This window comes from Neoroseomonas marina (assembly GCF_012927745.1).
Classification (GTDB): Bacteria; Pseudomonadota; Alphaproteobacteria; order Acetobacterales; family Acetobacteraceae; genus Neoroseomonas; species Neoroseomonas marina.
Window position 1 is genome coordinate 752926 of record NZ_JABBKX010000002.1, and the last position, 23050, is coordinate 775975.

The 23050-nt window shown below is 72.8% G+C and carries 21 protein-coding genes; 11 read left to right on the forward strand and 10 right to left on the reverse strand.

Features of this window, described 5'->3' with window-relative positions; all coding sequences use genetic code 11:
- Nucleotides 1–44 precede the first annotated feature (44 nt).
- Nucleotides 45–533, reverse strand: coding sequence for a GNAT family N-acetyltransferase (locus GWK16_RS08910; RefSeq protein WP_170053566.1), 489 nt, complete (start codon nucleotides 531–533; stop codon nucleotides 45–47).
- Between the two features lie 58 nt (nucleotides 534–591).
- On the opposite strand from GWK16_RS08910, the gene GWK16_RS08915 reads away from it, so the two are divergent.
- Together GWK16_RS08915 and GWK16_RS08920 are read left to right on the forward strand one after the other, a co-directional pair.
- A complete protein-coding gene (locus GWK16_RS08915; RefSeq protein WP_170053567.1) occupies nucleotides 592–1230 on the forward strand; it encodes a histidine phosphatase family protein in 639 nt (212 codons plus the stop codon).
- A gap of 176 nt (nucleotides 1231–1406) precedes the next feature.
- The gene (locus GWK16_RS08920) at nucleotides 1407–2240 is read left to right on the forward strand and encodes a lipid-binding SYLF domain-containing protein (RefSeq protein ID WP_170053568.1); all 834 of its coding nucleotides are present in this window, start codon (nucleotides 1407–1409) and stop codon (nucleotides 2238–2240) included.
- Nucleotides 2241–2307: 67 nt separating this feature from the next.
- Here the strand turns inward: GWK16_RS08920 and GWK16_RS08925 are convergent, their stop codons facing one another.
- Nucleotides 2308–2742: a DoxX family protein gene (locus tag GWK16_RS08925; RefSeq protein WP_170053569.1), complete on the reverse strand. Its 435-nt coding sequence runs from the start codon at nucleotides 2740–2742 to the stop codon at nucleotides 2308–2310.
- Nucleotides 2743–2854: 112 nt separating this feature from the next.
- On the opposite strand from GWK16_RS08925, the gene GWK16_RS08930 reads away from it, so the two are divergent.
- The 6 genes from GWK16_RS08930 to GWK16_RS08955 all read left to right on the forward strand — a co-directional run bounded on the left by GWK16_RS08930 (nucleotide 2855) and on the right by GWK16_RS08955 (nucleotide 10399).
- The gene (locus GWK16_RS08930) at nucleotides 2855–3805 is read left to right on the forward strand and encodes a LysR family transcriptional regulator (protein ID WP_170053570.1); all 951 of its coding nucleotides are present in this window, start codon (nucleotides 2855–2857) and stop codon (nucleotides 3803–3805) included.
- A 546-nt stretch (nucleotides 3806–4351) separates the two neighbouring features.
- Complete coding sequence (locus tag GWK16_RS08935) at nucleotides 4352–5953, forward strand: GMC family oxidoreductase (protein ID WP_170053571.1); 1602 nt, start codon at nucleotides 4352–4354, stop codon at nucleotides 5951–5953.
- A 59-nt stretch (nucleotides 5954–6012) separates the two neighbouring features.
- Complete coding sequence (locus tag GWK16_RS08940; protein WP_170053572.1) at nucleotides 6013–6669, forward strand: MlaA family lipoprotein; 657 nt, start codon at nucleotides 6013–6015, stop codon at nucleotides 6667–6669.
- A gap of 98 nt (nucleotides 6670–6767) precedes the next feature.
- The gene (locus GWK16_RS08945) at nucleotides 6768–8606 is read left to right on the forward strand and encodes a transglycosylase domain-containing protein (protein WP_170053573.1); all 1839 of its coding nucleotides are present in this window, start codon (nucleotides 6768–6770) and stop codon (nucleotides 8604–8606) included.
- Between the two features lie 55 nt (nucleotides 8607–8661).
- On the forward strand, nucleotides 8662–9528 hold the full coding sequence (locus tag GWK16_RS08950) for a DMT family transporter (RefSeq protein WP_170053574.1): 867 nt from the start codon (nucleotides 8662–8664) through the stop codon (nucleotides 9526–9528).
- Between the two features lie 166 nt (nucleotides 9529–9694).
- Nucleotides 9695–10399 carry a class I SAM-dependent methyltransferase gene (locus tag GWK16_RS08955; protein ID WP_170053575.1) on the forward strand — a complete coding sequence of 235 codons (705 nt, stop codon included), beginning with the start codon at nucleotides 9695–9697 and terminating at the stop codon, nucleotides 10397–10399.
- Nucleotides 10400–10405: 6 nt separating this feature from the next.
- Here the strand turns inward: GWK16_RS08955 and GWK16_RS08960 are convergent, their stop codons facing one another.
- The 5 genes from GWK16_RS08960 to GWK16_RS08980 form a co-directional block, all read right to left on the reverse strand.
- On the reverse strand, nucleotides 10406–11053 hold the full coding sequence (locus tag GWK16_RS08960; RefSeq protein WP_170053576.1) for an ankyrin repeat domain-containing protein: 648 nt from the start codon (nucleotides 11051–11053) through the stop codon (nucleotides 10406–10408).
- 151 nt (nucleotides 11054–11204) lie between these two features.
- Nucleotides 11205–13292 (reverse strand): hypothetical protein, encoded by a 2088-nt coding sequence (locus GWK16_RS08965; RefSeq protein ID WP_170053577.1) that lies wholly within the window; start codon nucleotides 13290–13292, stop codon nucleotides 11205–11207.
- A 148-nt stretch (nucleotides 13293–13440) separates the two neighbouring features.
- Nucleotides 13441–16173, reverse strand: a complete 2733-nt coding sequence (locus GWK16_RS08970; RefSeq protein WP_211187206.1) for a DUF4159 domain-containing protein — start codon at nucleotides 16171–16173, stop codon at nucleotides 13441–13443.
- Nucleotides 16173–17021, reverse strand: coding sequence for a DUF58 domain-containing protein (locus tag GWK16_RS08975; RefSeq protein WP_338144438.1), 849 nt, complete (start codon nucleotides 17019–17021; stop codon nucleotides 16173–16175). The genes GWK16_RS08970 and GWK16_RS08975 overlap by 1 nt, the downstream gene beginning before the upstream one ends.
- Before the next feature lie 251 nt (nucleotides 17022–17272).
- Nucleotides 17273–18280 carry an AAA family ATPase gene (locus tag GWK16_RS08980; RefSeq protein WP_170053578.1) on the reverse strand — a complete coding sequence of 336 codons (1008 nt, stop codon included), beginning with the start codon at nucleotides 18278–18280 and terminating at the stop codon, nucleotides 17273–17275.
- 121 nt (nucleotides 18281–18401) lie between these two features.
- Here GWK16_RS08980 and GWK16_RS08985 point away from each other — a divergent pair, with 121 nt between their 5' ends.
- Nucleotides 18402–18986 (forward strand): DUF1285 domain-containing protein, encoded by a 585-nt coding sequence (locus GWK16_RS08985; protein ID WP_338144439.1) that lies wholly within the window; start codon nucleotides 18402–18404, stop codon nucleotides 18984–18986.
- On the forward strand, nucleotides 18983–19609 hold the full coding sequence (locus GWK16_RS08990) for an NUDIX hydrolase (protein ID WP_248291222.1): 627 nt from the start codon (nucleotides 18983–18985) through the stop codon (nucleotides 19607–19609). Before GWK16_RS08985 ends, GWK16_RS08990 begins: the two co-directional genes overlap by 4 nt.
- Here the strand turns inward: GWK16_RS08990 and GWK16_RS08995 are convergent.
- Entirely contained in the window at nucleotides 19606–20361 is a 756-nt protein-coding gene (locus tag GWK16_RS08995) for a class I SAM-dependent methyltransferase (protein WP_170053579.1), read from the reverse strand. The genes GWK16_RS08990 and GWK16_RS08995 overlap by 4 nt on opposite strands.
- 78 nt (nucleotides 20362–20439) lie before the next feature.
- Here GWK16_RS08995 and GWK16_RS09000 point away from each other — a divergent pair, with 78 nt between their 5' ends.
- Nucleotides 20440–21417, forward strand: coding sequence for a Bug family tripartite tricarboxylate transporter substrate binding protein (locus GWK16_RS09000; protein WP_170053580.1), 978 nt, complete (start codon nucleotides 20440–20442; stop codon nucleotides 21415–21417).
- 37 nt (nucleotides 21418–21454) lie between these two features.
- Here the strand turns inward: GWK16_RS09000 and GWK16_RS09005 are convergent, their stop codons facing one another.
- Both GWK16_RS09005 and GWK16_RS09010 read right to left on the reverse strand, forming a co-directional pair.
- Nucleotides 21455–22522: a S1C family serine protease gene (locus GWK16_RS09005; protein ID WP_248291223.1), complete on the reverse strand. Its 1068-nt coding sequence runs from the start codon at nucleotides 22520–22522 to the stop codon at nucleotides 21455–21457.
- Between the two features lie 75 nt (nucleotides 22523–22597).
- Complete coding sequence (locus GWK16_RS09010) at nucleotides 22598–23002, reverse strand: hypothetical protein (protein WP_170053582.1); 405 nt, start codon at nucleotides 23000–23002, stop codon at nucleotides 22598–22600.
- Between the last annotated feature and the right edge of the window lie 48 nt (nucleotides 23003–23050).

Consider the following 23050-nt stretch of genomic DNA (forward strand, 5'->3'; position numbering starts at 1 on the left):
GGCCTTTGGCGGGGGTGGTCCGGAGGGGCGGCGCCCCTCCGCCGTCACGCAAGGCGCAGCGCCATCCTGCGCTCCACCACGCGCCGCCCCCATTGTTGCGCCGCGACCTCCTCGGTCACGCGAAACCCCGCCTGTTCATACAGGTGCGTCGCGGCATCGAGCCCCGAGAGCGTCCAGAGGTAGATCTCCGGCAGGCCAAGGCGGCGCGCCTGGTCCACCGCCTCCGCGAGCCATCGCCGCCCCAGGCCCTTCCCGCGCAGGGCGGGGTCGAGGATGAACCAGCGCAGATGTGCCGATCCCGGGTCCTCCCCGCAATCCAACGCGATCGACCCGAGGACGCGCCCTTCGCCCGCGGCGCAGCGGAACAGGTCGCGCGCGGGATCGAAGCGCAGCAGGAATTCGCCCAGTTCGCGGGCCACCTTGGCCTCGAAATAGGCCTCGAAGCCGTGGCTCGCCGCATAGGTGCGGGCATGGAGCGCGGCGATGTCCCCGATCGCGCCCGGAATCCAGGCGCTGTGCAGCATGATGTCCATGGCTGCCATCCTGGCACGGGCCTCGTCAGCCCGCGCGGGGTGCGGTAGAGCGCCTGGCGTGACCCCGACCCGTTTCTTCCTCGTCCGCCATGCCCTGGTGGAACCCTCGGCCCGCGCCGTGCTCTACGGCTCGATGGACGTGGCGCTCTGCGACCTCGCGCTCCGGCAGGAGGCGGCGTCCTATCGCTGGCTCGCGCATCGCCTCCCGCAGCCGGCGCGATGGTTCGTGACCAACCTGTCGCGCACGCGGGCCACCGCCGCGGCGATCTTCGCCGCCGGCTACCCGGAAGCGGAGCTCGACGCGGAATCCGACCTGGCCGAACAGCATCTCGGCGAATGGCAGGGCATCCCGCATGAGGCGCTGCCGGCCCTGCTGCGCCACCCCCCGCATCCCTTCTGGCCCCATGGCGGGGAGGAGCACCCGCCCGGCGGCGAATCCTTCCGCGAGGTCCAGGCCCGCGTCGCCGCGGTGATGGAACGGATGGCGACGCTGCTCGAAGGGCAGGACGTGGTGATCGTCGCCCATGGCGGATCGATCCGCGCCGCGCTGGCCCATGCGATGGGGCTGACGCCGGACCAGGCGCTGGTGTTCAGCATCAAGAACCTCTCGCTGACCCGGATCGAGAAGCATGGGCGCGACTGGCGCGTCGCCGCGGTCAACGAGGAACCCTGGACGCCGCCGCCCATCGAGGGCTGAGGCACGCCGAGGCGAAGGACCGCGGGTGCGGTCCACCCAGTGTCTGCGGGCACAAGCAGCGCCTTGTCGTCGCGGCCGGAACCCCGGGCTCACGCTTTCGGCATCGCGAAACCTTTGTGTTGCCCGAGAACCACGGTTAGAAGGACGGACATTCAAAGGCTTGGGAGGTTCGCTTCATGCGCCGTCTCGCCCTTTTCGCCGTTGCGCTCTGCGCCGTGGTCCTTGTCGGGCGGGAAGCCCGCGCGCAGTCCGAGGAGCAGACGCTCGTCGATCGGGCGGCGTTGTCCCTGCGGGAGGTGTTCGACCTCGGCGACATGAGCGCCGATGCGCGGTCGCTGCTCGGGCGGGCGCGCGCCGCGATGATCTGCCCGCAGGTCATCCGCGGCGGCTTCGTCATCGCAGGCCAGGGCGGCGACTGCGTCCTGGTGGCACGCGACGGCGGCGGATCCTGGTCCTCGCCCGCCTTCTACACGATGGGCGGCGCCTCGGTCGGGCTGCAGATCGGCGTGCAGGACGCGCAGGTCGTCATGCTGATCATGAACGACAAGGCGCTGGATGCGGTGCTCGACAGCCAGTTCCGGGTGGGGGCCGACGCCAATGTGGCGCTCGGCACGCTGGGACGCGGGATTTCGGGGTCGACGACGGCGGCGGTCGGCGGCGACATCGTGACCATCGCCCGCGCGCGCGGCCTGTTCGCGGGCATCTCGCTCGACGGCGCCATCCTGTCGGCGCGCAGCCAGTACATGCGGAACTATTTCGGCCGTGACATCTCGCCGCGCCAGGTCGTGGTCGGGATGGAGGCCCACAACCCGGCCTCCGATCCGCTGCGGGCCGAGCTCATGCGCACGGCCCAGGCGCCGGCGTCGAATGCGGCTCCGGCCGCCCCGCCGCAGGGATCGGCGCCGCCCCAGGCGGTGATCACGCCGGGTCCCGGTCCGGGTCCGGGAACGACCTCCGGCCGGGTCCAGACCGAAAGCCTGACGGCACCGCCGCGCAACGGGACGCGCTGACCGGCGCAAACGAAAAGCGGGGGAGGTTGTCCTCCCCCGCTTCGGTCCCTGCGCGGAGCGGGGCCGGTCAGGCCGCCGCGGGGACGCTCCGGCGGCCGGTGAGGCGGCCGAGGTCGAGGGCGAAGGCGCCGGCGCCGAGGCCCGCCTGGACCAGCAGCAGCACCGTCCAGAAGGCCGGGAACTCCCAGCCGCCGCCACGGGCGCTGAACATCCAGCCATTGGGCAGGTGCTGCAGGGTCGCACCGATCATGATCGGCAGGGCCAGCAGGCTGACCGCCCGCACGCCGACGCCGAGGATGAGGGCGATGCCCGCGCCGATCTCGCCCGCGATGACGAGGATCGCGAAGAAGGGCGGGTAACCGAGCGAGCCGAAATAGCCCATCGTGCCGGTGATGCCGAAGGTGCCGAGCTTCAGCAGCGCGCCGTGGGCAAGGAACAGCAGCCCCATGCTCACGCGCAGCAGGAAGGCCGCATAGGGGGTGGTGGTCCGGGTATCGATCATCGTCGTGGATCCCATCTGGTGAAGGCCCGCGGCCTTCCGTTGGCGGGGAACATGCGTCTGCGGTCCCCCGGCTTCCAACGGGACCTCCGAACGTCCATCATCACCGGCGCGAATGGCGGACCTCTCCACCCTCGACCTCAACCTGCTGCGCGTCTTCGACGCGGTGGCGCGAGAACGGCACGTCACGCGGGCGGCGCGGCGGCTGAACCTGTCCCAGCCGGCGGTGTCCAACGCGCTCGCGCGGCTGCGCGCGGCGCTGAACGACGAATTGTTCCTCCGCCGGCCCGGCGGGGTGGAACCGACCGAACTGGCGCTCGCGCTCGCCGGCCCGGTCGCGGAAGTGCTCGACCGGCTGCGCGATACGCTCGCGGTCCACGCGCCCTTCGATCCTGCGACCTCCGATCGCGTCTTCCCGGTCGCCTTCAGCGAGTATGCCGAGGCGGTACTGGTGCCCCGCGTCGTGCAGCGCCTGGCGCGCGAGGCGCCGGGCTGCCTGCTGGCGGTCCGCCACGCCGACCGGACCAACTGGCAACAGCTGCTCGAACGCGGGGAGACGGAGCTCGCGCTCGGCGTGCTGCCCGAGCCGCCGGCGATCTACACGCGCATCCGCCTGCTGCCCGAGGGATTCAAGACGCTGATGCGCGAGGGCCATCCGCTGGCCGAGGGCGTGCTCACCGAGGACCGGCTGATCACCTTCCCCCACCTGCTGCATTCGCCCAACGGATCGCGCAACGGCGCCGTGGACGTGGCGCTCGCCACGCGGGGGAAGCAGCGGCGCCTCGGTGCGGTGGTGGCGCATCTTTCGGCGGTGCCGGAGATCCTGCAGCGCACCGACATGGTGATGACGCTGTCCGCGCGGCTGGCCCTGGCGCTGGCGGAGGCGCACGGGCTCAAGGTGCGCGAGAGCCCGGTCGAGATCCGCCACACCCGCCTGTCGATGCTGTTCCATCGCCGCTTCGAGAGCGATGCCGGCCATGCCTGGCTGCGGCGGCTGATCCTCGCCGTGGCGCGCGAGGTGCCGGCGGTGGAGCAGGGGGACGCGCCGCGCGGCGATGATGATTGAATGACCGACGCTTCTACGGCTTCCAGTCGTCAAACAGATCGAGCGTCTCGCTGTCACGCCCGTGCCCTAGGCCCTCCGCGACATGCAAGCATGGGTGCTTGACGCGGCGCAGTCCGGTACCTCCCTCGAAATGCGCCCATCCGCCATTCGGCATTGGAACGCTGAAAATTCTCGCGCCGCATCGTGGGCACGGCCGACTGCGCCGTCGTCGATTCGGCGGCGCGAGATCACGACCTTGCCAAGTATCGCGAACGTATACGCACTTGCCTGACTTCAAACGGCGGACGTGGGCCCGGCGACGACTCCAATTGCGTTCCATGGGGCACTTTCTCGGGCGGAATCCCGGGGGGCTCACGTGGATCAACTGCAACTCAATGCAGCGCGGTGCTCGATTCGCTCCAGCCAAATCCTTCATCGAACACTTCGGGACGGTGACGATGTCTCGGCCGCTCAACGGCTGTGCTGCACGCGAGGCTGACGGGACGAAACCGCTAGCGATTGGCGATCCGCTGGACCGTGGCTGATTACCGCGTTCTGATGTGCGGCATGAATGACACCTTCGACCACGTCATCGTCGGCGCCGGCAGTGCCGGCTGCGTGCTGGCCAATCGCCTCTCGGCCGACGGGCGGTCGACCGTCGCGGTGATCGAGGCCGGGGGCAAGGACCGCCACCCCTACATCCACATCCCCGCCGGCTATGCCCGCATCCTCAACCACAGGAAGCTGACCTGGGGCTTCCGCACCGAACCGGATGCCGCGACGGGCAACCGCGCGCTGGAGTACCCGCGCGGGCGCGTCTGGGGCGGGTCGTCCTCCATCAACGGGCTCGGCCATGTGCGCGGCGATCCGTCGGATTACGACCTCTGGGCGCAGAAGGGCTGCGCCGGCTGGGGGTGGGACGACCTGCTCCCGTATTTCAAGCGCCACGAATCCTTCGCCGGCGGCGGGGAAGGGCGCGGCACGCAGGGGCCGCAGCCGGTCGAGCACCTGGCCGAGCGCCCCGAGCTGCTCGACCGCTTCGCCGCGGCGGCCGAGGCGATCGGCCTGCCGGTGAACGCCGACATGAACGGCCCGCGGCGCGAAGGCTTCGCCACCTTCCAGCAGACGCGGCGCGGGCAGCGGCGCATTTCGGCCGCGCGCGCCTATCTCGTGCCGGCGCTGTCGCGGCCGAACCTGACGGTGATCGACGAGAGCCTGGCGCTGCGCATCGTGGTCGAGGACGGCCGCGCCGCCGGCGTGCTGATCCGTCGCGGCGGGGAGGAACGCCTGATCCGCGCCCGCTTCGGCGTGGTGCTGGCCGCCGGCGCGATCGGATCGCCCCACCTGCTGCTGCTCTCGGGCATCGGCCCGGCGGAGGAGGTCGCCCGCCACGGCATCGCGCCGCTGATGGACATCCCCGGCGTCGGGCGGAATCTGCAGGACCACTACATCGTCCGGCTGACCTATCGCCTGACCGACCATCGCTGGTCGGCCAACCGCCGCATCGTCTGGCCGCGCCTGGGGCTCGAGGTCCTGCGCTGGATGACCACCGGCAAGGGCGTGCTGACCTGGTCGCCGGGGATGATGTCGCTGTTTGCCCGCACCGAACCGGGGTTCGAGGCGCCGGACGTCCAGATCAACGGCGGCCCGCTGTCCTGGCAGGACGGCCGCATCGGCGTGCCGGAGACCGAGCCCGGCTTCACCCTCGGCGTCTGGCAGTGCCGGCCGCAGAGCCGCGGGTCCGTCACGCTGAAGTCCCCGCGCCCCGAGGACGCCCCCGCGATCAATCCGCGCTTCCTGACCGAACGCGCCGACGAGGCCTGCGTCGTGCGCGGCCTGCGCCTGGCGCGTCGCTGGATGGCGGCCGCGCCGCTGCAGGGCGTCGTCGCGCACGAAGTTCGCCCCGGCCCGCAGGCCGAGAGCGACGAGGCGCTGCTCGCCGTCGCCAAGGCGACAGGCGGGACGGTCTATCACCCGTCCTGCACCGTGCGGATGGGGGGCGATGCGGCGGCGCCACTGGACGCCCGGCTGCGCTTCCGCGGCATCGAGGGGCTGCGGGTCGCGGATGCCTCGGTCTTCCCGGACATCCCCGTGTGCAACATCAACGCGACGGTGCTGAGCGTCGCCGAGAAGGCCGCCGACCTGATCGCCGAGGACATGCGTCGCTGACGCAGGGCCGCCACGATCGCGTAGCATCGTCGCCGAACCGTCCTGCCCGAGGCCCACCGATGGTCCTTCGCGTCGCCGCGCTGCTGCTGATCCTCCTCGCCGCGCCCGCCCGCGCCGAGGCGCCACCCGATCCCTTCGAGGAGGCGAACCGCGGCATCCAGGCCTTCAACGACCTGCTGCGGCAGCATGTGCTGGGTCCGGTGGCGTCCTTCTACGTCGAGACGACGCCGCAGCCCGTTCGGGCCGGTATCGCACGGGCGCTGTCCAATCTCGGCGAGCCGGTCACGGCGGTGAACGCGTTGCTGGCCGGCGAGGTGGAGATCGCCCGCAACGCCGCGATGCGCTTCGGCATCAACACGGTGCTCGGCTATGGCGGCGTGCAGGATGCGGCGGCCGAGCGTGGCCACGCACCGCGTCCCTTCACGCTCGGCGATGCCGCCTGCCGCTGGGGCGTGCCGGCCGGCCCCTACCTGGTGCTGCCCGTGCTGGGCCCGTCCTCGCTGCGCGATGCCGTGGCGCAGATGGTGACCGGCGTCGCGCTGTCGCAGGCCGTGGGCTCGGAGGCCGTGACGGCCTGGGCCTCGGGCCTCGGCTTCACCGACTATGCCGAGATCCACCGCGACCTGACCCAGGCCGAGGCGTTTTCACTGGACCCCTACGCCCTGCACCGCGCCGCCTGGTCCCAGCGTCGCGCCGCGACCTGCCCCTCGGACTGACCGCCTGTGTCCCGAAGGCCCCAAATGGCAAAGAAGGTTGGGGGGCGCGGGGGGAAGTTCCCTTCCCCCCGCCCTTCCTCATGCTAAGCACCCACTAGATGCCCCGTGCCGTCGCGCCGCGGGTGCGGCGTGCCCCCCGCGTTGCGCCTGTCCGACCAGCACCCCCCGCCCCGCCGCGTCGCCGCGGCCTGACCTCGCGCCTGTTCGGCTGGGCGGCGATCCTGGTCGCCTGGGGTCTCGTCGCCGGCTTCGTCGCGCTGGTGGTCCTGGCCTGGGACCTGCCGCGGCCCGAGGATGCGCTGGCGGCGACGCGCCGCCCGTCGGTGACGCTGCTCGCCGCCGATGGCGCGCTGCTGGCGACGAGTGGCGACCTCTATGGCGAGACGGTGCGGCTGCGCGATCTGCCCGCCCATGTCCCGGCCGCCTTCATCGCCATCGAGGACCGGCGCTTCCGGGATCATCTGGGCCTCGACCTCATTGGCCTTGTGCGCGCCGCCGTCGTGAACGTCACGGCGGGGCGGGTGGTGCAGGGCGGGTCCACCATCACGCAGCAATTGGCGAAGAACCTGTTCCTGACGCCGGAGCGCAGCCTGCGGCGCAAGGTGCAGGAGGCGCTGCTGGCGCTGTGGCTCGAAAGCCGCTTCACCAAGGACGAGCTGCTGACGATCTACCTCAATCGCGTCTATCTCGGCGCCGGGACCTTCGGCGTGGATGCGGCGGCGCGGCTCTACTTCGGCGTGCCGGCGGCGCGTCTGACGCCGGGCCAGGCGGCGGTGCTGGCGGGCCTGCCGCGTGCGCCCTCGCGGCTCAATCCGCGGGTGAACCCCTCCGCCTCGGTACGCCGCGCGGTCGAGGTGCTGGACGCCATGGTCGAGACCGGCGCGCTGACCGCCGCCGTCGCCATGCAGGAAGCCGAGCGCCTGCGCTTCCCGCCCGCGCCGTCGCGCGACGCCGGCTGGTTCGCCGACTGGGTGCGGGAGGGCCTGGCGGAACGCGCCCCGCCGGGCCGCGACCTGACGCTGCGCACGACGCTCGATTCCCGCCTGCAGGCGGCGGTGGAGGCGCGGCTCGAGGCGCTGCTGACCGGGCCCGGCCGCGCCGCCGGCGTCAGCCAGGGGGCGGTGGTCGCGATCGATGCCGAGACCGGCGCGGTGCGCGCGATGGCGGGCGGGCGCGACTACCGCAGCAGCCCCTTCAATCGCGCGACCCAGGCGCGGCGCCAGCCTGGATCCGCCTTCAAGGCCTTCGTCTACCTCGCGGCGATCGAGGCGGGCGCCTCGCCCGACGACCTGGTGGGCGACGGGCCGGTCAACCTGGGCGGCTGGTCGCCGGGCAACGGCAATTGGCGGACGCGCGGCGAGATCAGCATCGAGGACGCCTTCGCCCATTCGGTGAACACCGCCGCCGTGCGGGTGATGCAGCGCGCCGGCGGGCCGCGCGCGGTGGCGGCGGCGGCGCAGCGGGTCGGCCTGCCGGGGCCGTTTCCGCGGGAGGCCTCGATCGCGCTCGGCACGTCGGAAGTCACGCTGCTGGACCTCGTCACCGCCTATGCGCCCTTCGCCAATGGCGGCAACCGCGTCGCGCCCTTCGGCGTGGCGGAAGCCCGCGCCGAGGGCCGCCCCGTCGCCTGGCTGCCGCCGGCGCCGAGCCCCGCGATCTCGCCCGCCCAGGCCGCGGCGATGCGGCGGATGATGGGGGCGGTGGTCGCGCGCGGCACCGGACGCGCGGCGGCGGTCCCGGGCCTTGCGGTGGCCGGCAAGACCGGCACCACGCAGGACAATCGCGACGCCTGGTTCATCGGCATGGCGGGCGGGCTGGTCATGGGCGTGTGGCTCGGCAACGACGATGCGACGCCGATGGAAGGGGTGGCCGGCGGCGGCCTGCCGGCGCGGCTGTTCCGCGACATCCTGGAAGCGGCGCGCGCCGGGCGGGGCTGAACCCCGCATTGGACGCCTTCACGCCGCCACGCAGCGCGGCAATGGTATGGGCCCGATGCAATCACGCCTTGCCGGTGTCGCGCTGCAGCTCGCAGCGCTCGCGACCTTCGTCGCCATGGACACCATCATCAAGCTCCTCACCGCGGGCTTTCCCGTCGTGCAGGTCATGTGGGCGCGCTTCTTCTTCGGCGTGCTGACCGTCACGCTGGCGATGCGGGTGATCACGGGGCAGATCCCCTGGCGGTCGCGGGCGCCGGGGCTGCAGACGCTGCGGAGCCTGACGCTCGCCTTCTGCAACCTGCTGTTCACCATGGCGCTCGTGCACATCCCCCTGGCCGACGCCACGGCGGTCGGCTTCGCCTCCCCGCTGCTGACGATCGCGCTCGCGGCGGTGTGGCTGAAGGAACCGGTGGGCTGGCGGCGCTGGACCGGGGTGGGGATCGGGCTCCTGGGCGTGGTGGTGCTGCTGCGCCCGCCCTTCATCTTCGGCACCGCGCCGGTGCATTGGGCGATGCTGCTGCCGCTCGGTACCGCCGCGCTGTTCGCCGTCTACCAGATCCTCACGCGCAAGCTGGCGGCGATCGACGACCCGCGCACCACCATCCTGCACACCAGCTTCGCCGCATCGCTCGTGACTTCCGCCGCCCTGCCCTTCGACTGGGTCTGGCCCTCCGCCGGCGGCTGGGGCGCGCTGATGATGCTCGGCGTGCTGGGGGGGCTTGGCCACGGGCTGCTGGTGCTCGCCTACGCCCGCGCGCCGGCGAGCCTGCTCGCCCCCATGTCCTACACCCAGATGATCTGGGCGGTGCTGGCGAGCATGCTGGTGTTCGGGGATGTGCCCGACATGCTGACGCTGGTGGGCATGGCCGTGATCGCGGGGGGCGGGATTCTGGTCGCGCTGCCGGACCGGGCCCGGCGGTGAGGCTGCCGCCGGCCGCGCGGGCGCGGCGGTTCACGCAAGCCGGAACGGTCCCTGTGGCGCTTGCGCCGCCGACCCCGCTGCGTTACCGAACGTCGTTGCAGGCAGCCGGTCCCCGGCGCCCGGCGACTCGCGGCACCACCCTCCTGGGCCGCGCATGAGGGACGCGATGGCGGACATCGGATTGGCCAAAGGGGCCGAGGAACGCGGGCACGCCCGGGCGGCGCTGGACGCCGAAAGCGTGCGCGAGGCGTATCGCCGCTGGGCGGGCGTCTACGACACCGTGTTCGGCGGTGTCTCGGGCTTCGGCCGGCGGCGCGCCGTGGCGGCCGTCAACCGGCTGACCGGCCCGCGGGTGCTGGAAGTGGGGGTGGGCACCGGCCTTGCCCTGCCGCAGTACCGGCGCGACCTGCAGGTGATCGGCATCGACCTCTCCCGCCACATGCTCGAGATCGCGAAGCAGCGCGTCGAGGCCGAGAGGCTCGCGAATGTCCGCGGGCTGCTCGAGATGGATGCCGAGCGCATGGCTTTCGCCGACGGGTCCTTCGACATCGCGGTGGCGATGTTCACGGCCTCGGTCGTGCCGGACGCGAAGAAGCTGTTCGCCGAGATGTCGCGCGTGGTGCGCCCCGGCGGACACCTGCTCTTCGTCAATCATTTCGCCGCCGAGGGCGGTCCGCGCTGGTGGATCGAGCGTGCCATGGCGCCGCTGTCGCGCCGGCTCGGCTGGCATCCCGATTTCGCGCTGCGCGACCTGCTCGACCCCGAGGCGACCAAGGTCGAATCGATCGAGCCCTGCCCGCCGGCGGGGATCTTCACGCTGGTGCAACTGCGCAATCCGGCGGCGGCGGAACAGCTCCTCGCCGCCGAATAGCGCGCGTCAGCCGCGTCGCGGCCGCGCTTCGCGCGCCGGCGCCCCGCCGGACGAACGTCCGGCATCGAAACCCAGGAAGCCGATATCGGGTCGCGCCGCGCCGCCGTCATTGGCGAACAGCCGCGGCCGCGTCGACGGCGCAGGCCCGAGCCGCGTGGGCCCGGTGCCGCGCAGCCCGGCGGCGGCGCGTGCGGAGCGTTCCGCTTCCTCCCGGATCGCGCGGTCGCGCGCGGCGCGCTGGGCGGGCGTGAGGGCCGCTTCCGCCGGCGGCGTCGGACCGCGGGCGGTGGTGCGGGCCGCGAGCAGGTAGAACAGGATCTCGTTGCGCCCCTGGTCGACCGCGGAATCGATCGCGGTCATGCCGAGCACGTTGCGTTCCTCGAGGCTCGCGCCGCGACCGACCGCATCTCGCGCCGCGGCCAGGTCGCCGCGGTTCACCGCGTCGAACAGCGCGGCGGTCGGGGCCAGGTTGGCGTTGGGGTCGGCCGGGATCGGCTCGGGCGCGCGCCGCGCCGCCAGGCCAGGCAGGGCCGGTGGCGGCGGCTGCTGCGTCGTGGTCGAGGTCGGCGGCGTCGGGCCGGCGAACTGGGCCGCGGCCGGCAGGGCGCCCAGGGCCACGAGGCCGGCGGCGAGGAGGGGAAGGGACCTTCTCATGACCGGGCTTTTACGCCGGTTCGGCGGCGAGGGAAAACACGACATCCGGAAGGGCGGCTGCGGGGGTGCCTTCTCCGGACCGCGGGCGCCGCGCTTCGGGTTCCGGAATGGCCTTCCGGCAAACGGGGCGCGACGGACGATGGCGCCGCCGTCAATGCCCTTCCCGCCGCCAGGCCATGACGGCCGCCCCCATGACGAGCGCCAGCGCCAGCCAGGGCGGCAGGAGGGGCAATGCGCTGATCCCGGTCACGGTGTGGTCCCCGTTCCGCCGCAGCCCGATCCAGCCGGGGCCGGCGACGTCCCGACCCGGCGCGACGCGCCGCAACTCGGGCAAGCCGGGCGACGCGCCGTCGCCCATGAACCGGGCCACCCCACCGGTTCCGGTCAGCAAGGGCCTCAGCCGTTCGGGGTCGGCGCGCAGGTCCGCGACCTCGAGCGGATTGGTCGCCGCCGAGGCCGCGAAGGCGGTGCGCCGCCCATCCGTCGCCTGCCAGACCCCGGGTTGGGTGGCCGGCATCGACAGTGTCGCCCGGCCGCCTCCGGCCTCCTCCGGCCGCGCGCGCGTCACGGTTCCATCGGGCGCGGTGACGGTGATCTCGGGCGGCGGGCCTTCCGCGAGGCTGCGCCGCGTCACGGTCAGGCGCCCGGCCTCGATGCGCGCGGCGAGGTCCTCTTCCTCGAGCTCCGTCTCCCGCATCAGCCAATGGGCGATGCGGCGGAGCAGTTCCTGCTGCGGCCCGCCCCCGTCATGGCCGCGCGACCACAACCAGATGTGATCGGACAGCAGCAGCGCGACGCGCCCTTCGCCGACGCGGTCCAGCACCAGCAGCGGCGCCCCGTCGGGGCCTTCCATCACAGTCGACCCGCTGCGGGCATCGGCGCGCAGCCAGCGATACCAGCGGCCCCATTGCGCCTCGGCCTGCTGTTCGGTGTTGGCACCCGAAAGCCCCTCGGTCACCGGGTGGCGGAAGCCGAGGCCCGAGACGCGCGGGCGGAACGCCCCTTCCGCCACGATGTTCTGCCGCCCCGAAGGCCGCGCCGGCAGCACCTGACCGAGCGGCGTCAGCGCCAGCGACACCGGCCCGCTGAACTCGGAGCCCGTCGACATCAGCAACGCGCCCCCGCCGCGCACGTAGTCGGCGATGTTGCGCAGGTAGGCGACCGGCAGGATGCCGCGGTTGCTGAAGCGGTCGAAGACGATCAGGTCGAATTCCCGCAGCTTCACCTGGAACAGCTCGCGCACCGGGAAGGCGATCAGCGCGAGCTCGTTCAGCGGCGTCAGGTCGTCCTTCTCCGGCGGGCGAAGGATGGTGAAGTGCACCAGGTCGACATTGGGGTCGGCCTTGAGCAGGCGGCGCCAGGTGCGTTCCCCTGCATGGGGCTCGCCGCTGACCAGCAGCACGCGCAGCCGGTCGCGCACGCCGTTGATAGTCACGACCTGACGGTTGTTGCGGGTGCTGACCTCGCCGGGCCGTGCCTCGGCGTCGATCTCGACGACGGTCGGGCCGCCGCGCTGGATCGGCACGGCGATGCGGTGGTCGCGGCCGATCGGGACGCTCTCGGTCCGCGCGGCTTCGCCGTCGCGGCGGATGGTCAGCCGCGCGGCGCCCTGCGCGTTCGGCACGCCGAGGTCGTCGACCGCGACGCGGATCTCGACCTCGCGCCCGACGATGCCGAAGCCCGGCGCCTCGATGACGCGCAGCCGCCGGTCGGTCTCCCCCGCACGGCCGGGCATCAGCGCATGGAAGGGCGCATCGAAGGGGGAGGCAGCGGGGATGTCGTGCGCCTGCCCATCCGTCAGCGCGATGACGCCGGCGAGGCGCGCGCGAGGGATCTCGGCGAGCGCACGCTCGATCGTGGCGAACAGCCGCGTGCCCTGGTTGCCGGCCTCGGGCACCTCGACCGTGCGCAGTTCCAGTTCGGGCAGGCGGCCGGCGCGCGCCTCGATCTCGCGCCGCGCCGCCTCGATCTGCGCGGTGCGCGTGCCGACCGTGGTGGAATCGCTGTGGTCGACGACCAGCAGCGCGATGTCGGGGCGCGTCTCGCGCGATTCCTCGACGAGGCGCGGATTGGCGAGCGCGAGCAGCATCAGCGCGAAGGTCGCGGCGCGCCAGATCGTGCCGCGCGCACGACGCCACGCCGCGGGCGCCAACGCCAACACTGCGAGGACCGCCGCGGCGCCAAGCAGCCAGAGCGGCAGGACGGGGGCGAAGTCGATGCCGGCGATGGTCTGGGTCATGGCGCCGCCGGGCAAGGCGCTGCCTTCCCCGGACCCCATCCGCCAAAGGCCGAAAGGCCTTTGGAAACCGTTACGGGTTCCGAGGGCCTTTCGGCCCTCGGCGGGGGAGCTTGAGGGGGCAGCGCTCCCTCAATGCCGACCACGGCGCTCAATTCCCCAACCTCTCGAGAATGGCCGGCACATGCACCTGGTCGCCCTTGTAGTTCCCGGTCAGCGCGTACATCACGAGGTTCACGCCGAAGCGATAGGCCAGCACCCGCTGCCGCGCCCCGCCGGGGATCGTCGCGTAGGGATTCTGCCCGCGGCTGTCGATCGCCCAGGCCGCCGCCCAGTCATGGCCGCCGATGATCACCGGGCTGACGCTGTCATTCGCCCGGTCCTGGTCGCGCGCCACCCAGACCTGCCCGCCCGAGAACCGCCCCGGCAGATCCTGCAGCAGGTAGAAGGCGCGCTTCAGCACATGGTCCTCGGCGACCGGCGCGAGCGGCGGCACCGCGAGGTCCCGTGTTACCCGCCGCAGCGCCGCCCGCGCGCCGGGGTTCATGCCTTCGCCCGTGCCCTCGTCGCGGGTGTCGAGCAGGATGATCCCGCCATTGCGCATGAAGGTGTTGAGCGCGGCGACCATTGCCGCATCCGGCTGCGGCGCATCCGCCAGCACCGGCCAGTAGAGCAGCGGAAAGAAGGACAGGTCGTCCCGCCCCGGCACCACCGCCGCCGGTTCCGCCAGCCCCGCCGCCGTGCGCCGGTTCACGAAATCCGACAGCCCCAGCAGCCCGAGCCGCGAGACCTCGTCCACCTGGTTGTCGCTGGTGACGACATAGGCGAGCCGCGTCGCATTCGCCGCCGCGCCATCCGGTTCCTGCGCCATGGCGGGTGTGGCCAATCCAAGCGCCAGCGCGACGGCCGCCGCCCGCGCCCAGCGCGGCCCGATCAGCCCGCGCTGGATCAGGGAGATCACCAGGTCCGCCGCCAGCAGCAGCAGCGCCAGCGCCAACAGCCATGGCCCGAGGTCACGTTCGCCCGGCACCCCGCCCACGCTCTCGATCCGCGCCGAGGCCGGCGGCGGCGCCGATGCGCGCGGCGCGGGCAGATGCGCCGTCAGGTTCAGCGCCCGCCGCCAGGCGGCCTCCTCCGCCTGGCCCGGCGTGCCGTACCAGCCCGGCGGATGACGCGGGGAGGCCACCGTTTCCTCCACCTTGTTCGCCGGGATGGGCGCGGCGGCCGGCGTCGCAGGGCCGAGCCGCCCGAAGCCGTCCAGCATCTCGAGCGGCGCGAGCGGCGCCTCGCTCTCCGCCCCCTGCACGCCGGCCGACAGCGCGACCAGGCGCCGCAGCATGTCCACGAACAGGCCCGACAGCGGCAGGTTCGACCACTCCGCATTCGCGGTCACATGGAACAGCACGATCCGCCCCTGCCCGCGCGACACCGCCGTGACCAGCGGCGTCCCGTCCGCCAGCCGGGCCCAGGACCGTTCGGTCAGCCGGGGGGAGGGCTCGGCCAGCACCTGGCGTTCGATCGTCACCTCGGCCGGCGGCACGAGACCCGCGAAGGGAGACCCGTCCGGGAAGGGTGCCAGCGTCTGCGGCCGGTCCCAGGACAGCGCGCCGCCCAATTGCCGTTCGCCCGCCCGCAGCCCGACCGGCAGAAGCGGGTCGGGGCGTTCCGCGAGCCGCGGCCCGGCGAAGCGGATCAGCATCCCGCCCTGTTCGACCCAGCGGGTCAGCGCCTCGCGCTCGCGCCCCTCGGGCACCTCGCGGTCCGCGAGGATCATGACCGCCAGCCGCCGGCCCAGCAGCGCCTCCGGCGTCCCGCGCCGCACCTCGGCATAGGGTGCGAGCGCACGTTCCAGGTAATAGAGATCGCCGGTCAGCGGCGCATCGGCCGAGGTCTCGATCGCCGCGGCGAGGCCAACGGGCCGCCGCCGGAACCGCTCATCCAGCAGCACCGTCCCCGCCGCGCCCGCCTCGGGTTCCAGGTCCAGGCGCACGACCTGGTTGCGGATCTCGATCGGCAGGTCGAGCGCCGCCTCGGCCTCCGTCGCACCCGCCGGGAAGGACAGCGTCGCCGAGGCGATCGCCCGCCCGTCGCTGGTCCGGGCCAGGACGTTCGCCTCGCTCGGCGCCGCGACCGGCGTCTGCAGCGCGCGCACCACCAGCCGGTCAGCCTCGGCGCGCGGCGGCGGCAATATCCGCGCCGGGCGCGCCTCGGCCCGCGCCACCGTCAGCGGCCCGGCGTCGGTCAGCGCGCCGGCGAAGGGGGTGAAGGCGCTGCCCGCGGGTGCATGTTCCACGCCATCCGCGACGTAGAAGGTCGCGAAGGGCCCAGGATTCGCGGCCCGGAAGGCATTGAGCGCCGCCAGCGCCGCCACCCGGTCCGGCGCCCAGGCGCGCGGCCGCAGGGCCGCGAGGCGCGCCCGCGCTTCTTCCGCCGGCACCAGCCCGGTTGCGGCGATCGGCTCGCCCGTCTCCGGTGCCGCGGTGGTCAGCAGCGCGACGCGCCGCCCCTCCCGCGCCGCCCCATCCAGCGCCGCCGAGGCCGCGGCCACCCGCGCCGGCCAATCGGGCGCGGCCGCCCAGCCATTGTCGACCACCAGCAGCAGCGGCCCCGACCCGCCGCCGCCCGCCTGCGGCTGCCAGACCGGGCGCGCCAGGCCGATGATCACCAGCGCCGCCGCCACCAGCCGCAGCAGCAGCAGCCACCACGGCGTGCGGTGCGGGGTCTCCTCCGTCGGCGGCAGGTCCCGCAGCAGCCGGATCGCCGGGAAGGCCTGCGTCCGCGGCGCCGGCGGACTCACCCGCAGCAGCCACCACAGGACGGGCAGCGCCGGCAACGCCAGCAGCAGCCACGGCGCCGCGAAGGCCAGGGGACCGAGATGCCACATCAGCCGGGCGCCAGCCTGCGATGCAGCGCCATCAGGGCCGCCTCCGGCGGCTGGTCCGTCCGGTGCGTCGCAAACGACCAGCCCGACGCCGAGGCGAGCGCCGCGAGCCCGTCCCGGTGCCGCGCCAGGCGTTCCTCATAGAGCGCCCGGACACCCTCCACCCGCGGCACCAGCGCGTGCTCCGCCACGCCCAGCGCCTCGAAGCGCACGCGGCCGGTGAAGGGCAGGGTCTCTTCCGCAGGATCGAGCACCTGCAGCAGATGGCCCCGCACGGCCCGCGCCGCCAGTTGCGCCACCACCCGCCTCGTCTCCTCGAGCGGCGCGAGGAAATCCCCGATCAGCACCGCCCGCGCATGGCGCGGAATCCGCCCGTCCTCCGCCACCTCGGCCGCCGCCGGCAGCGACTGCGCGATGGTCCGCAGCGCCCCTCGCCCGGCGAAGGCCCGCGGCAGGCCGAACAGCCGCACCCGTTCCCCGCCCCGCAGCAGCAGCGCCGACAAGGCCAGCAGCAGCAACTCCGCCCGCACGCGCTTGGTCGGCAATTCCTTGCCGCTCCGCCAGTCCATCCCCGGCCCGCCCTGGCACCAGAGCGCGACCGTCTGCGCCGCTTCCCACTCCGTCTCGCGCACGAACAGCCGGTCGGACTTGGCCGATTGCCGCCAATCCACCCGCGCCGCCGCATCGCCCGGCAGGTACGGCCGGAACTGCCAGAAGGCATCGCCCTGCCCCGGCCGCCGCCGCCCATGCACCCCCTGCATGACCGTCGCCGCCACACGCTCGGCCTGCACGACGAGCGGCGGGAGCGACGCACCAAGGGCCTCGGCCCAGGGGACGGGAACGGTGGTCACGGGCGCGCGCCGGGGAGGGCGCCGCCCTCCCCGGACCCCTCCCGCCAAGGGCTTAAGGCCCTTGGAACCCTCGACTTGATCGGGGTGGAGAGGGAGGGGGCATGGCGCGCCTGCGATCGAGGGCGCGCGGGTGACGCCCCCTCCCTCTCCACCCCGATTGAAACTGGTTCCCAAAGGCCCTTCGGCCTTTGGCAGGGAGAGGTTTGGAGAGGGGCGGCGCCCCTCTCCAACGCGACCTGTGCCACCGTCCCCTACCCCAGGCTGGCCTTGAGTGCGTCGATCACTTCGCTCAGTCGCACGCCGTCCGCGCGGGCGGCGAAGGTCAGGGCCATGCGGTGGCGCAGGACGGGTTCGGCGAGGGCGATGACGTCGTCGATGGACGGTGCCAGGCGGCCGTCGAGCACGGCGCGGGCGCGGGTGGCGAGCATCAGGGCCTGGGCCGCGCGCGGGCCGGGCCCCCAGGAGAGGTTCTGGCGGACGGTCTCGAGGTTGGTGGTCTCGGGGCGTGCGCTGCGCACCAGTTTCAGGATGGCGTCGAGGACCTGTTCGCCCACGGGGATGCGGCGGATCAGGGCCTGGGCGGCGATGAGCTCGGCGCCGGTCATGGCCTGGACGGGCTTGGCTTCGCGGGCGCCGGTGGTGGCGAGCAGCATGGCGCGCTCGGCGGCTTCGTCGGGGTAGCCGACTTCGATTTCCAGCAGGAAGCGGTCGAGCTGGGCTTCGGGCAGGGGATAGGTGCCTTCCTGCTCGATCGGGTTCTGCGTGGCGAGGACGTGGAAGGGGGCGGGCAGGGGGTGGATCTCGCCGCCGATGGCGACCCGGTGTTCCTGCATGGCCTGCAGAAGCGCGGACTGGGTGCGCGGGGAGGCGCGGTTGATTTCGTCCGCCATCAGCAGCTGGCAGAAGATCGGGCCCTTGATGAAGCGGAAGGCGCGCTTGCCGTCGGCCGCTTCCTCGAGGACCTCGGAGCCCAGGATATCGGCCGGCATCAGGTCCGGGGTGAACTGGACGCGGCGCGGATCGAGACCGAGCACGGTGCCGAGCGTGTCGACCAGCTTGGTCTTGCCCAGGCCCGGCACGCCGACGAGCAGCACGTGCCCGCCCGACAGCAGGGTGATGAGAGTCCGCTCGATCACCAGGTCCTGGCCGAAGATGACGCGGCCGACGGACTCGCGCACCCGGGCGAGGCGGGCGCCGAGCGCCTCGACCTCCGCGACGAGAACGGCGGGGTCCTGTGTCGTCTCGGCCACTTCACTCATGCGGGCAAGGCTCCCTATATGTCGGGCGGAGGCGCACCGTCCGGTGCCGCCCAGGAACTGGATTACCTCGCATCGGCGACGCTGAGTGCAAGGGCGACGATTGGCAATGATGCTCCAGGGCGTGGAAAGCGCGGATAAGCTCGCAGCAAGGACCATGCCGGCCCCCGGCACCGTCCTGGCGCGGGCGAAGATGGATTGCGGGAACTACGCGATCCGCATCGCACGGGACGGCACCTGGTACTACCGGGACAGCCCGATTCAGCGGAAGCCGCTGGTCTGCCTGTTCGCCTCGGTCCTGCGGCGCGGGGAGGACGGGTCCTATTGGCTCGAGACTCCGGCCGAGCGCGGGAGGATCGAGGTCGAGGACGCCCCTTTCCTGGCGGTCGAGCTGTTCTGGCGCGATTGCGACTGCGGCTGCGCGACGAAGCAGCAATGCCTGACCTTCCGCACCAACCTCGATGAGATGGTGACCGCCGGCGCGGCGCATCCGATCCGGGTGGCGATCTGCCCCGTCACGCGCGAACCGCGCCCCTACGTCACGGTGCGGCCGGGGCTCGAGGCGCGGATCAGTCGCGCGGTGTTCTACGAATTGGTGGCGCTCGCCCAGCCCGAGACGGTGGATGGGCGCGAGGTGCTGGGCGTGTGGTCCGAAGGGGTTTTCTTCCCGATCGACGAGACGCCGGCGATCGACATGGCGGCGGATTGAGTACCGCCCCGCTTCTCGCGCTCGATCCGGCGGGACTGAGGATGCGCCTGTCGGATCCCGACAGCCTGCCGCGGGACCGGCCTTCGCCGGAGGACGACCTTGATCGCGTGGCGCGGACGGGCGGGGTCGTCGTTCCGGCGGCCGTGCTGGTGCCGCTGGTCATGCGCCCCGAGCCGACGGTGCTGCTGACGCTGCGCTCGGCGCGGCTGAAATCCCATTCCGGCCAGGTTTCCTTTCCCGGCGGGCGCATGGAGGCGGGCGAGACGCCGGAGGAAGCCGCGCTGCGCGAGGCGGAGGAAGAGGTCGGTCTCGACCGGTCGCTGCCGGAACTCGTGGGACGGCTGCCGTCGCTGCTGACGGGCACGGGCTTCTCGGTGACGCCCGTGGTCGCCTTGCTGCGCCCGCCCTTCGCGCTTCGCCCCGAACCGGGCGAGGTCGAGGAGCCTTTCGAATACCCGCTGGCGCGGCTGCTCGACCCGGCGGCGCCGGAGCGGCGTCGGCAGGAGTTCCGCGGCCGGGTGCGCGAATTCTGGGTCTGGCCGCATGACCGGCACTACATCTGGGGTGCGACGGCCTCGATGCTGGTGACGCTCGCGGCGGTGCTGCGCGGCGAAGGCCCTTAGCCCAGCCGGAAGCTCGGCAGGTAGCGCATGACGCGACCCTGCCCGTCCACGACGCGCTTGTGGTGGATCGCCGGCGCCATCTCGGGCGGCAGTTCCACGGCGAAGCGGGCGGTCGAGACGAGGCGCCCGAGGAACGCCGCGCGCGTCCCCCCTGACCCGCGGCGCGCGAGGACGTAGGTCGCGAAGGCTTCGGCGTTCAGCACCAGGATCTCGAAGCCCGAGCGCTTGATGAATTCCGTCACGCCGCCGACCACGCCGAAGCCCATGCGCCGCGTGTCGGCGTGGCTCGAGAAGTCATGCCCCCAGAGCAGCCCATCGGGCTTGAGCTTCGGCGCATAGGCCAGCAGGTCCGCGAGCACCGCGTCATGCGTGTGCATGGCATCGACGTAGACGAGGTCGAGGCTGCCATCCGGCAGGCCCGCCGCGGCCTCGGCCGCGAAGGCGCGGTGGATGCGCACCGCCGGCATGCCGGCGAAGCGGGTGGTCACGGCGCGGAACCGTCCCTCCTGGTCGTCGTCGGCGACGTTGTTGAGGTCGCGGACGTAGTCCTCCCGCGACTGGTGCACCCAGGGATCGATCAGGTGCAGCGCGGAAGGCTGCACGCGCGCGAGGATCTGGGCCGAGAAATCGCCCTTGGCCACGCCGATCTCGGCGCAGGCCAGGCCCTTGGGCAGGCAGTCGAGGAGGTCCTCGCGCCGCGTGTCGACGAAATACATGGCGCCGACCCTGGCAGCCGCGCGGCGCGCTGTCACCGGGGCCTCGTCTGGCCTTCACGGCCCGGGCGCGATATCTCGGAGGTCACGAAGACTCCCGGGGAGAAAGCAACGTCCATGAGCACCACACGTCGCACCATGTTGGCCGCCGGCGCCGGCCTCCTCGCCGCGCCCGCCGTCCAGGCCCAGGGCGAATGGCCCAACAAGCCGGTCCGCATCATCGTGCCCTGGCCGCCGGGCGGGTCGACCGACGTGCTGGTGCGCCTCTATGCGGAGTTGCTGCAGCCGATCCTCGGCCAGCCCTTCGTCATCGAGAACCGTCCGGGTGCGGGCGGCAACATCGGCATCGACGCCACCGCCAAGGCGACGCCGGACGGGTACACGCTCGGCATCGCCTCGGTCGGGCACCTGGTCATCAACAACTATCTCTATTCGCGCCTGCCCTACGACCCGGCGAAGGACCTGATGCCCGTCGGCATCGCCTGGGACCTGCCGAACGTCGTGGTGGTCAGCAGCCAGCACAATCCGTCGCGCAGCCTGGCGGACTTCATCGCCTGGTGCCGGGCGAAGCGGGGCGGCTTCACCTACGGCTCGCCGGGCGTCGGCACGACCGGGCACCTGACCGGCGCGCTGTTCGCGAGCCGCATCAACGTCGAAGGCACGCATGTGCCCTTCCGCGGCGCGGCGCAGATCATCCCGGCGATGCTGTCGGGGGATCTCGATTCCGCGCTCGACAACCTGGCTTCCTACGTGCCGGTGATCCAGGAGGGCAGGATGCGCGCGCTCGCCGTCACCTCGGCGACGCGCTGGCCGACCATGCGGGACGTGCCGACCATGGCGGAGGCCGGCATGGCCAATTTCGTCGTCTCCTCCTGGCAGGGCTTCGTCTTCCCGGCCGGCACGCCGCGCGCGGCGATCGAGCGGCTGAACGGCGCGCTGCGCCGTGTCGTCGCCGACCAGGCGGTGAAGGACCGCTTCATCCGCATCGGCGCCGAGGCGGTGTGGTCCACGCCGGAGGAGATGGTCGCCCGCGCCCAGGCCGAGCGCCCGATGTGGCAGGAGGCGGTGCGGGTATCGGGCGCGCGGCTCGAATAGCGTCCGATCGCCGGGGCCGCGATCCGGCCCCGGCGTGCTACTTCTCGCAGCGGATGAAGACGGTGCTGGGGTGGACCTGCTCGCCCACCTCGGCCGCCGGCCGTTCCACCGAGGCACTTTCGCGCATCTGCGGCGTGACGCCGTTGCGACGCAGGAAGTCGACCGCCTCGGTTCCCTTCACCGCGAAGTTGACGTTCTGCGGGATGTCGCCGGTTCGCTGCGCGATGCGCGCGGCATTCAGCTTCGACACCACCACGCCGATCACGTTGCCCTGCCGGTCGAGCAGCGGTCCGCCCGAATTGCCCTGCTGCACCGGCGCGCTGATCTGGAACTGCTGCTGGTTGTCGCCGAGGCCCGATAGGGCGCTCACCTCCCCGGTCGTCAGCGTCGGGCCCGAGGAGAGCAGCCCGGCGAGCGGAAAACCGTAGGTCACGACGCTTTCCCCGCGCCGCACCGGGTTCGAGCGGAAGGAGAGGACCGGTCCGGCCTCCCCGGTGACGCGCACCAGCGCGAGGTCGCGCCGCGCATCCGCGGCCGGCACCTGGGCCGGCAGGGTGCGGTTGTCCGGCGTGCGGACGAAGACGCGCTGGCAGCCGTCGATGACGTGATGATTGGTGAGGATCGCGCCGTTGCCGACCACGAAGCCGGTGCCGGTGCTGACACGGGCATTGGGATTGGGCCGAGCCGTGCCGGCGGGCGGTGGAGGCAGGGCGCCGGCCACGCCTTCGGGTGCCGGCTTGCGGTCGGGCAGGCCCGGCAGGCTGGGCATCGCCAGGACCGGCGCCGGGGCGGCCATCACCACCGTGCGGTTGGTGCAGATGTCCACGTTGCGCTGGATGACGTCCTGACCGGCCTGCAGGACCAGGCGCAGGTCGAACGCGCAGCCCGCGCCTTCCGAGGGGCGCAGCGCAAAGGTCTGGCCCGGCCCGAGGGGGCCGCGGTTGAGCAGGTTCGAGCCCCATTCGGTGCGTCCGGTCCGCACGGCGAACAGCCCGACCGCGACCTCCGGCGTGCGGTTGACGATGCGGAAGGGTTCGTTCTGCGCCAGCGCCGGCGCAGCGACGAGGCCGGAGGCGAGCAGGGCGGCGGCGATGACGAGACGCATGGAGCGATTCATGGCCGCAGCGCCCCCGCGCCTGTCAATCGGCATCGCAGGGCGGCCGCGCGACCTGCGTCACGTTCATCGCGGCGCGGGCGCGATGTTGGGGAGCAGCCGGTCGCCGCCGCCGACCTGCGGCAGGGCGCCGACGGGTGGCGCCACGGCCGGACCGCCGCCGAGATCGATGGTGCGCTGGGCGCAGACATCCGCGTCGCGCTGGACGAGCTCCTGCCCATTCTGCAGCACGAGGCGGATGTCGAAGCGGCAGCCGGCGCCCTCACCGGGCCGCAGGGCGAAGAAGCTGCCAGGCGGGAGTGGGTCGCGCAGCAGGTTCGCGCCCCAGGGCTGGCCGCTGCGTGAGACATGGAGGGCCGTCGCCGGAACCGCCGCCCGGTTCGTCACGCGAAAGGGCTCGTTCTGGGCGGAAGCCCCCGGCGCCACGGTGAGGGCCGTCAGGACGCAAAGGCACGCGATCAGCCGGATCATCGACGGTGCATGTCGGCAGTCGCGATCGCGGAGTCAATTGTGGAGTGC

What these genes read in the sequence shown, in the direction of transcription:
- GWK16_RS08920 (WP_170053568.1), top strand. Translation starts at nt 1,407, where the DNA reads ATGCGCCGTCTCGCCCTTTTCGCCGTTGCGCTCTGCGCCGTGGTCCTT.
- GWK16_RS08955 (WP_170053575.1), top strand. Translation starts at nt 9,695, where the DNA reads ATGGCGGACATCGGATTGGCCAAAGGGGCCGAGGAACGCGGGCACGCC.
- GWK16_RS08950 (WP_170053574.1), top strand. Translation starts at nt 8,662, where the DNA reads ATGCAATCACGCCTTGCCGGTGTCGCGCTGCAGCTCGCAGCGCTCGCG.
- GWK16_RS09010 (WP_170053582.1), bottom strand. Translation starts at nt 23,002, where the DNA reads ATGATCCGGCTGATCGCGTGCCTTTGCGTCCTGACGGCCCTCACCGTG.
- GWK16_RS08970 (WP_211187206.1), bottom strand. Translation starts at nt 16,173, where the DNA reads ATGTGGCATCTCGGTCCCCTGGCCTTCGCGGCGCCGTGGCTGCTGCTG.
- GWK16_RS08930 (WP_170053570.1), top strand. Translation starts at nt 2,855, where the DNA reads ATGGCGGACCTCTCCACCCTCGACCTCAACCTGCTGCGCGTCTTCGAC.
- GWK16_RS08910 (WP_170053566.1), bottom strand. Translation starts at nt 533, where the DNA reads ATGGACATCATGCTGCACAGCGCCTGGATTCCGGGCGCGATCGGGGAC.
- GWK16_RS09000 (WP_170053580.1), top strand. Translation starts at nt 20,440, where the DNA reads ATGAGCACCACACGTCGCACCATGTTGGCCGCCGGCGCCGGCCTCCTC.
- GWK16_RS08945 (WP_170053573.1), top strand. Translation starts at nt 6,768, where the DNA reads ATGCCCCGTGCCGTCGCGCCGCGGGTGCGGCGTGCCCCCCGCGTTGCG.
- GWK16_RS08960 (WP_170053576.1), bottom strand. Translation starts at nt 11,053, where the DNA reads ATGAGAAGGTCCCTTCCCCTCCTCGCCGCCGGCCTCGTGGCCCTGGGC.
- GWK16_RS08980 (WP_170053578.1), bottom strand. Translation starts at nt 18,280, where the DNA reads ATGAGTGAAGTGGCCGAGACGACACAGGACCCCGCCGTTCTCGTCGCG.
- GWK16_RS08940 (WP_170053572.1), top strand. Translation starts at nt 6,013, where the DNA reads ATGGTCCTTCGCGTCGCCGCGCTGCTGCTGATCCTCCTCGCCGCGCCC.
- GWK16_RS08935 (WP_170053571.1), top strand. Translation starts at nt 4,352, where the DNA reads ATGAATGACACCTTCGACCACGTCATCGTCGGCGCCGGCAGTGCCGGC.
- GWK16_RS09005 (WP_248291223.1), bottom strand. Translation starts at nt 22,522, where the DNA reads ATGCGTCTCGTCATCGCCGCCGCCCTGCTCGCCTCCGGCCTCGTCGCT.
- GWK16_RS08965 (WP_170053577.1), bottom strand. Translation starts at nt 13,292, where the DNA reads ATGACCCAGACCATCGCCGGCATCGACTTCGCCCCCGTCCTGCCGCTC.
- GWK16_RS08925 (WP_170053569.1), bottom strand. Translation starts at nt 2,742, where the DNA reads ATGATCGATACCCGGACCACCACCCCCTATGCGGCCTTCCTGCTGCGC.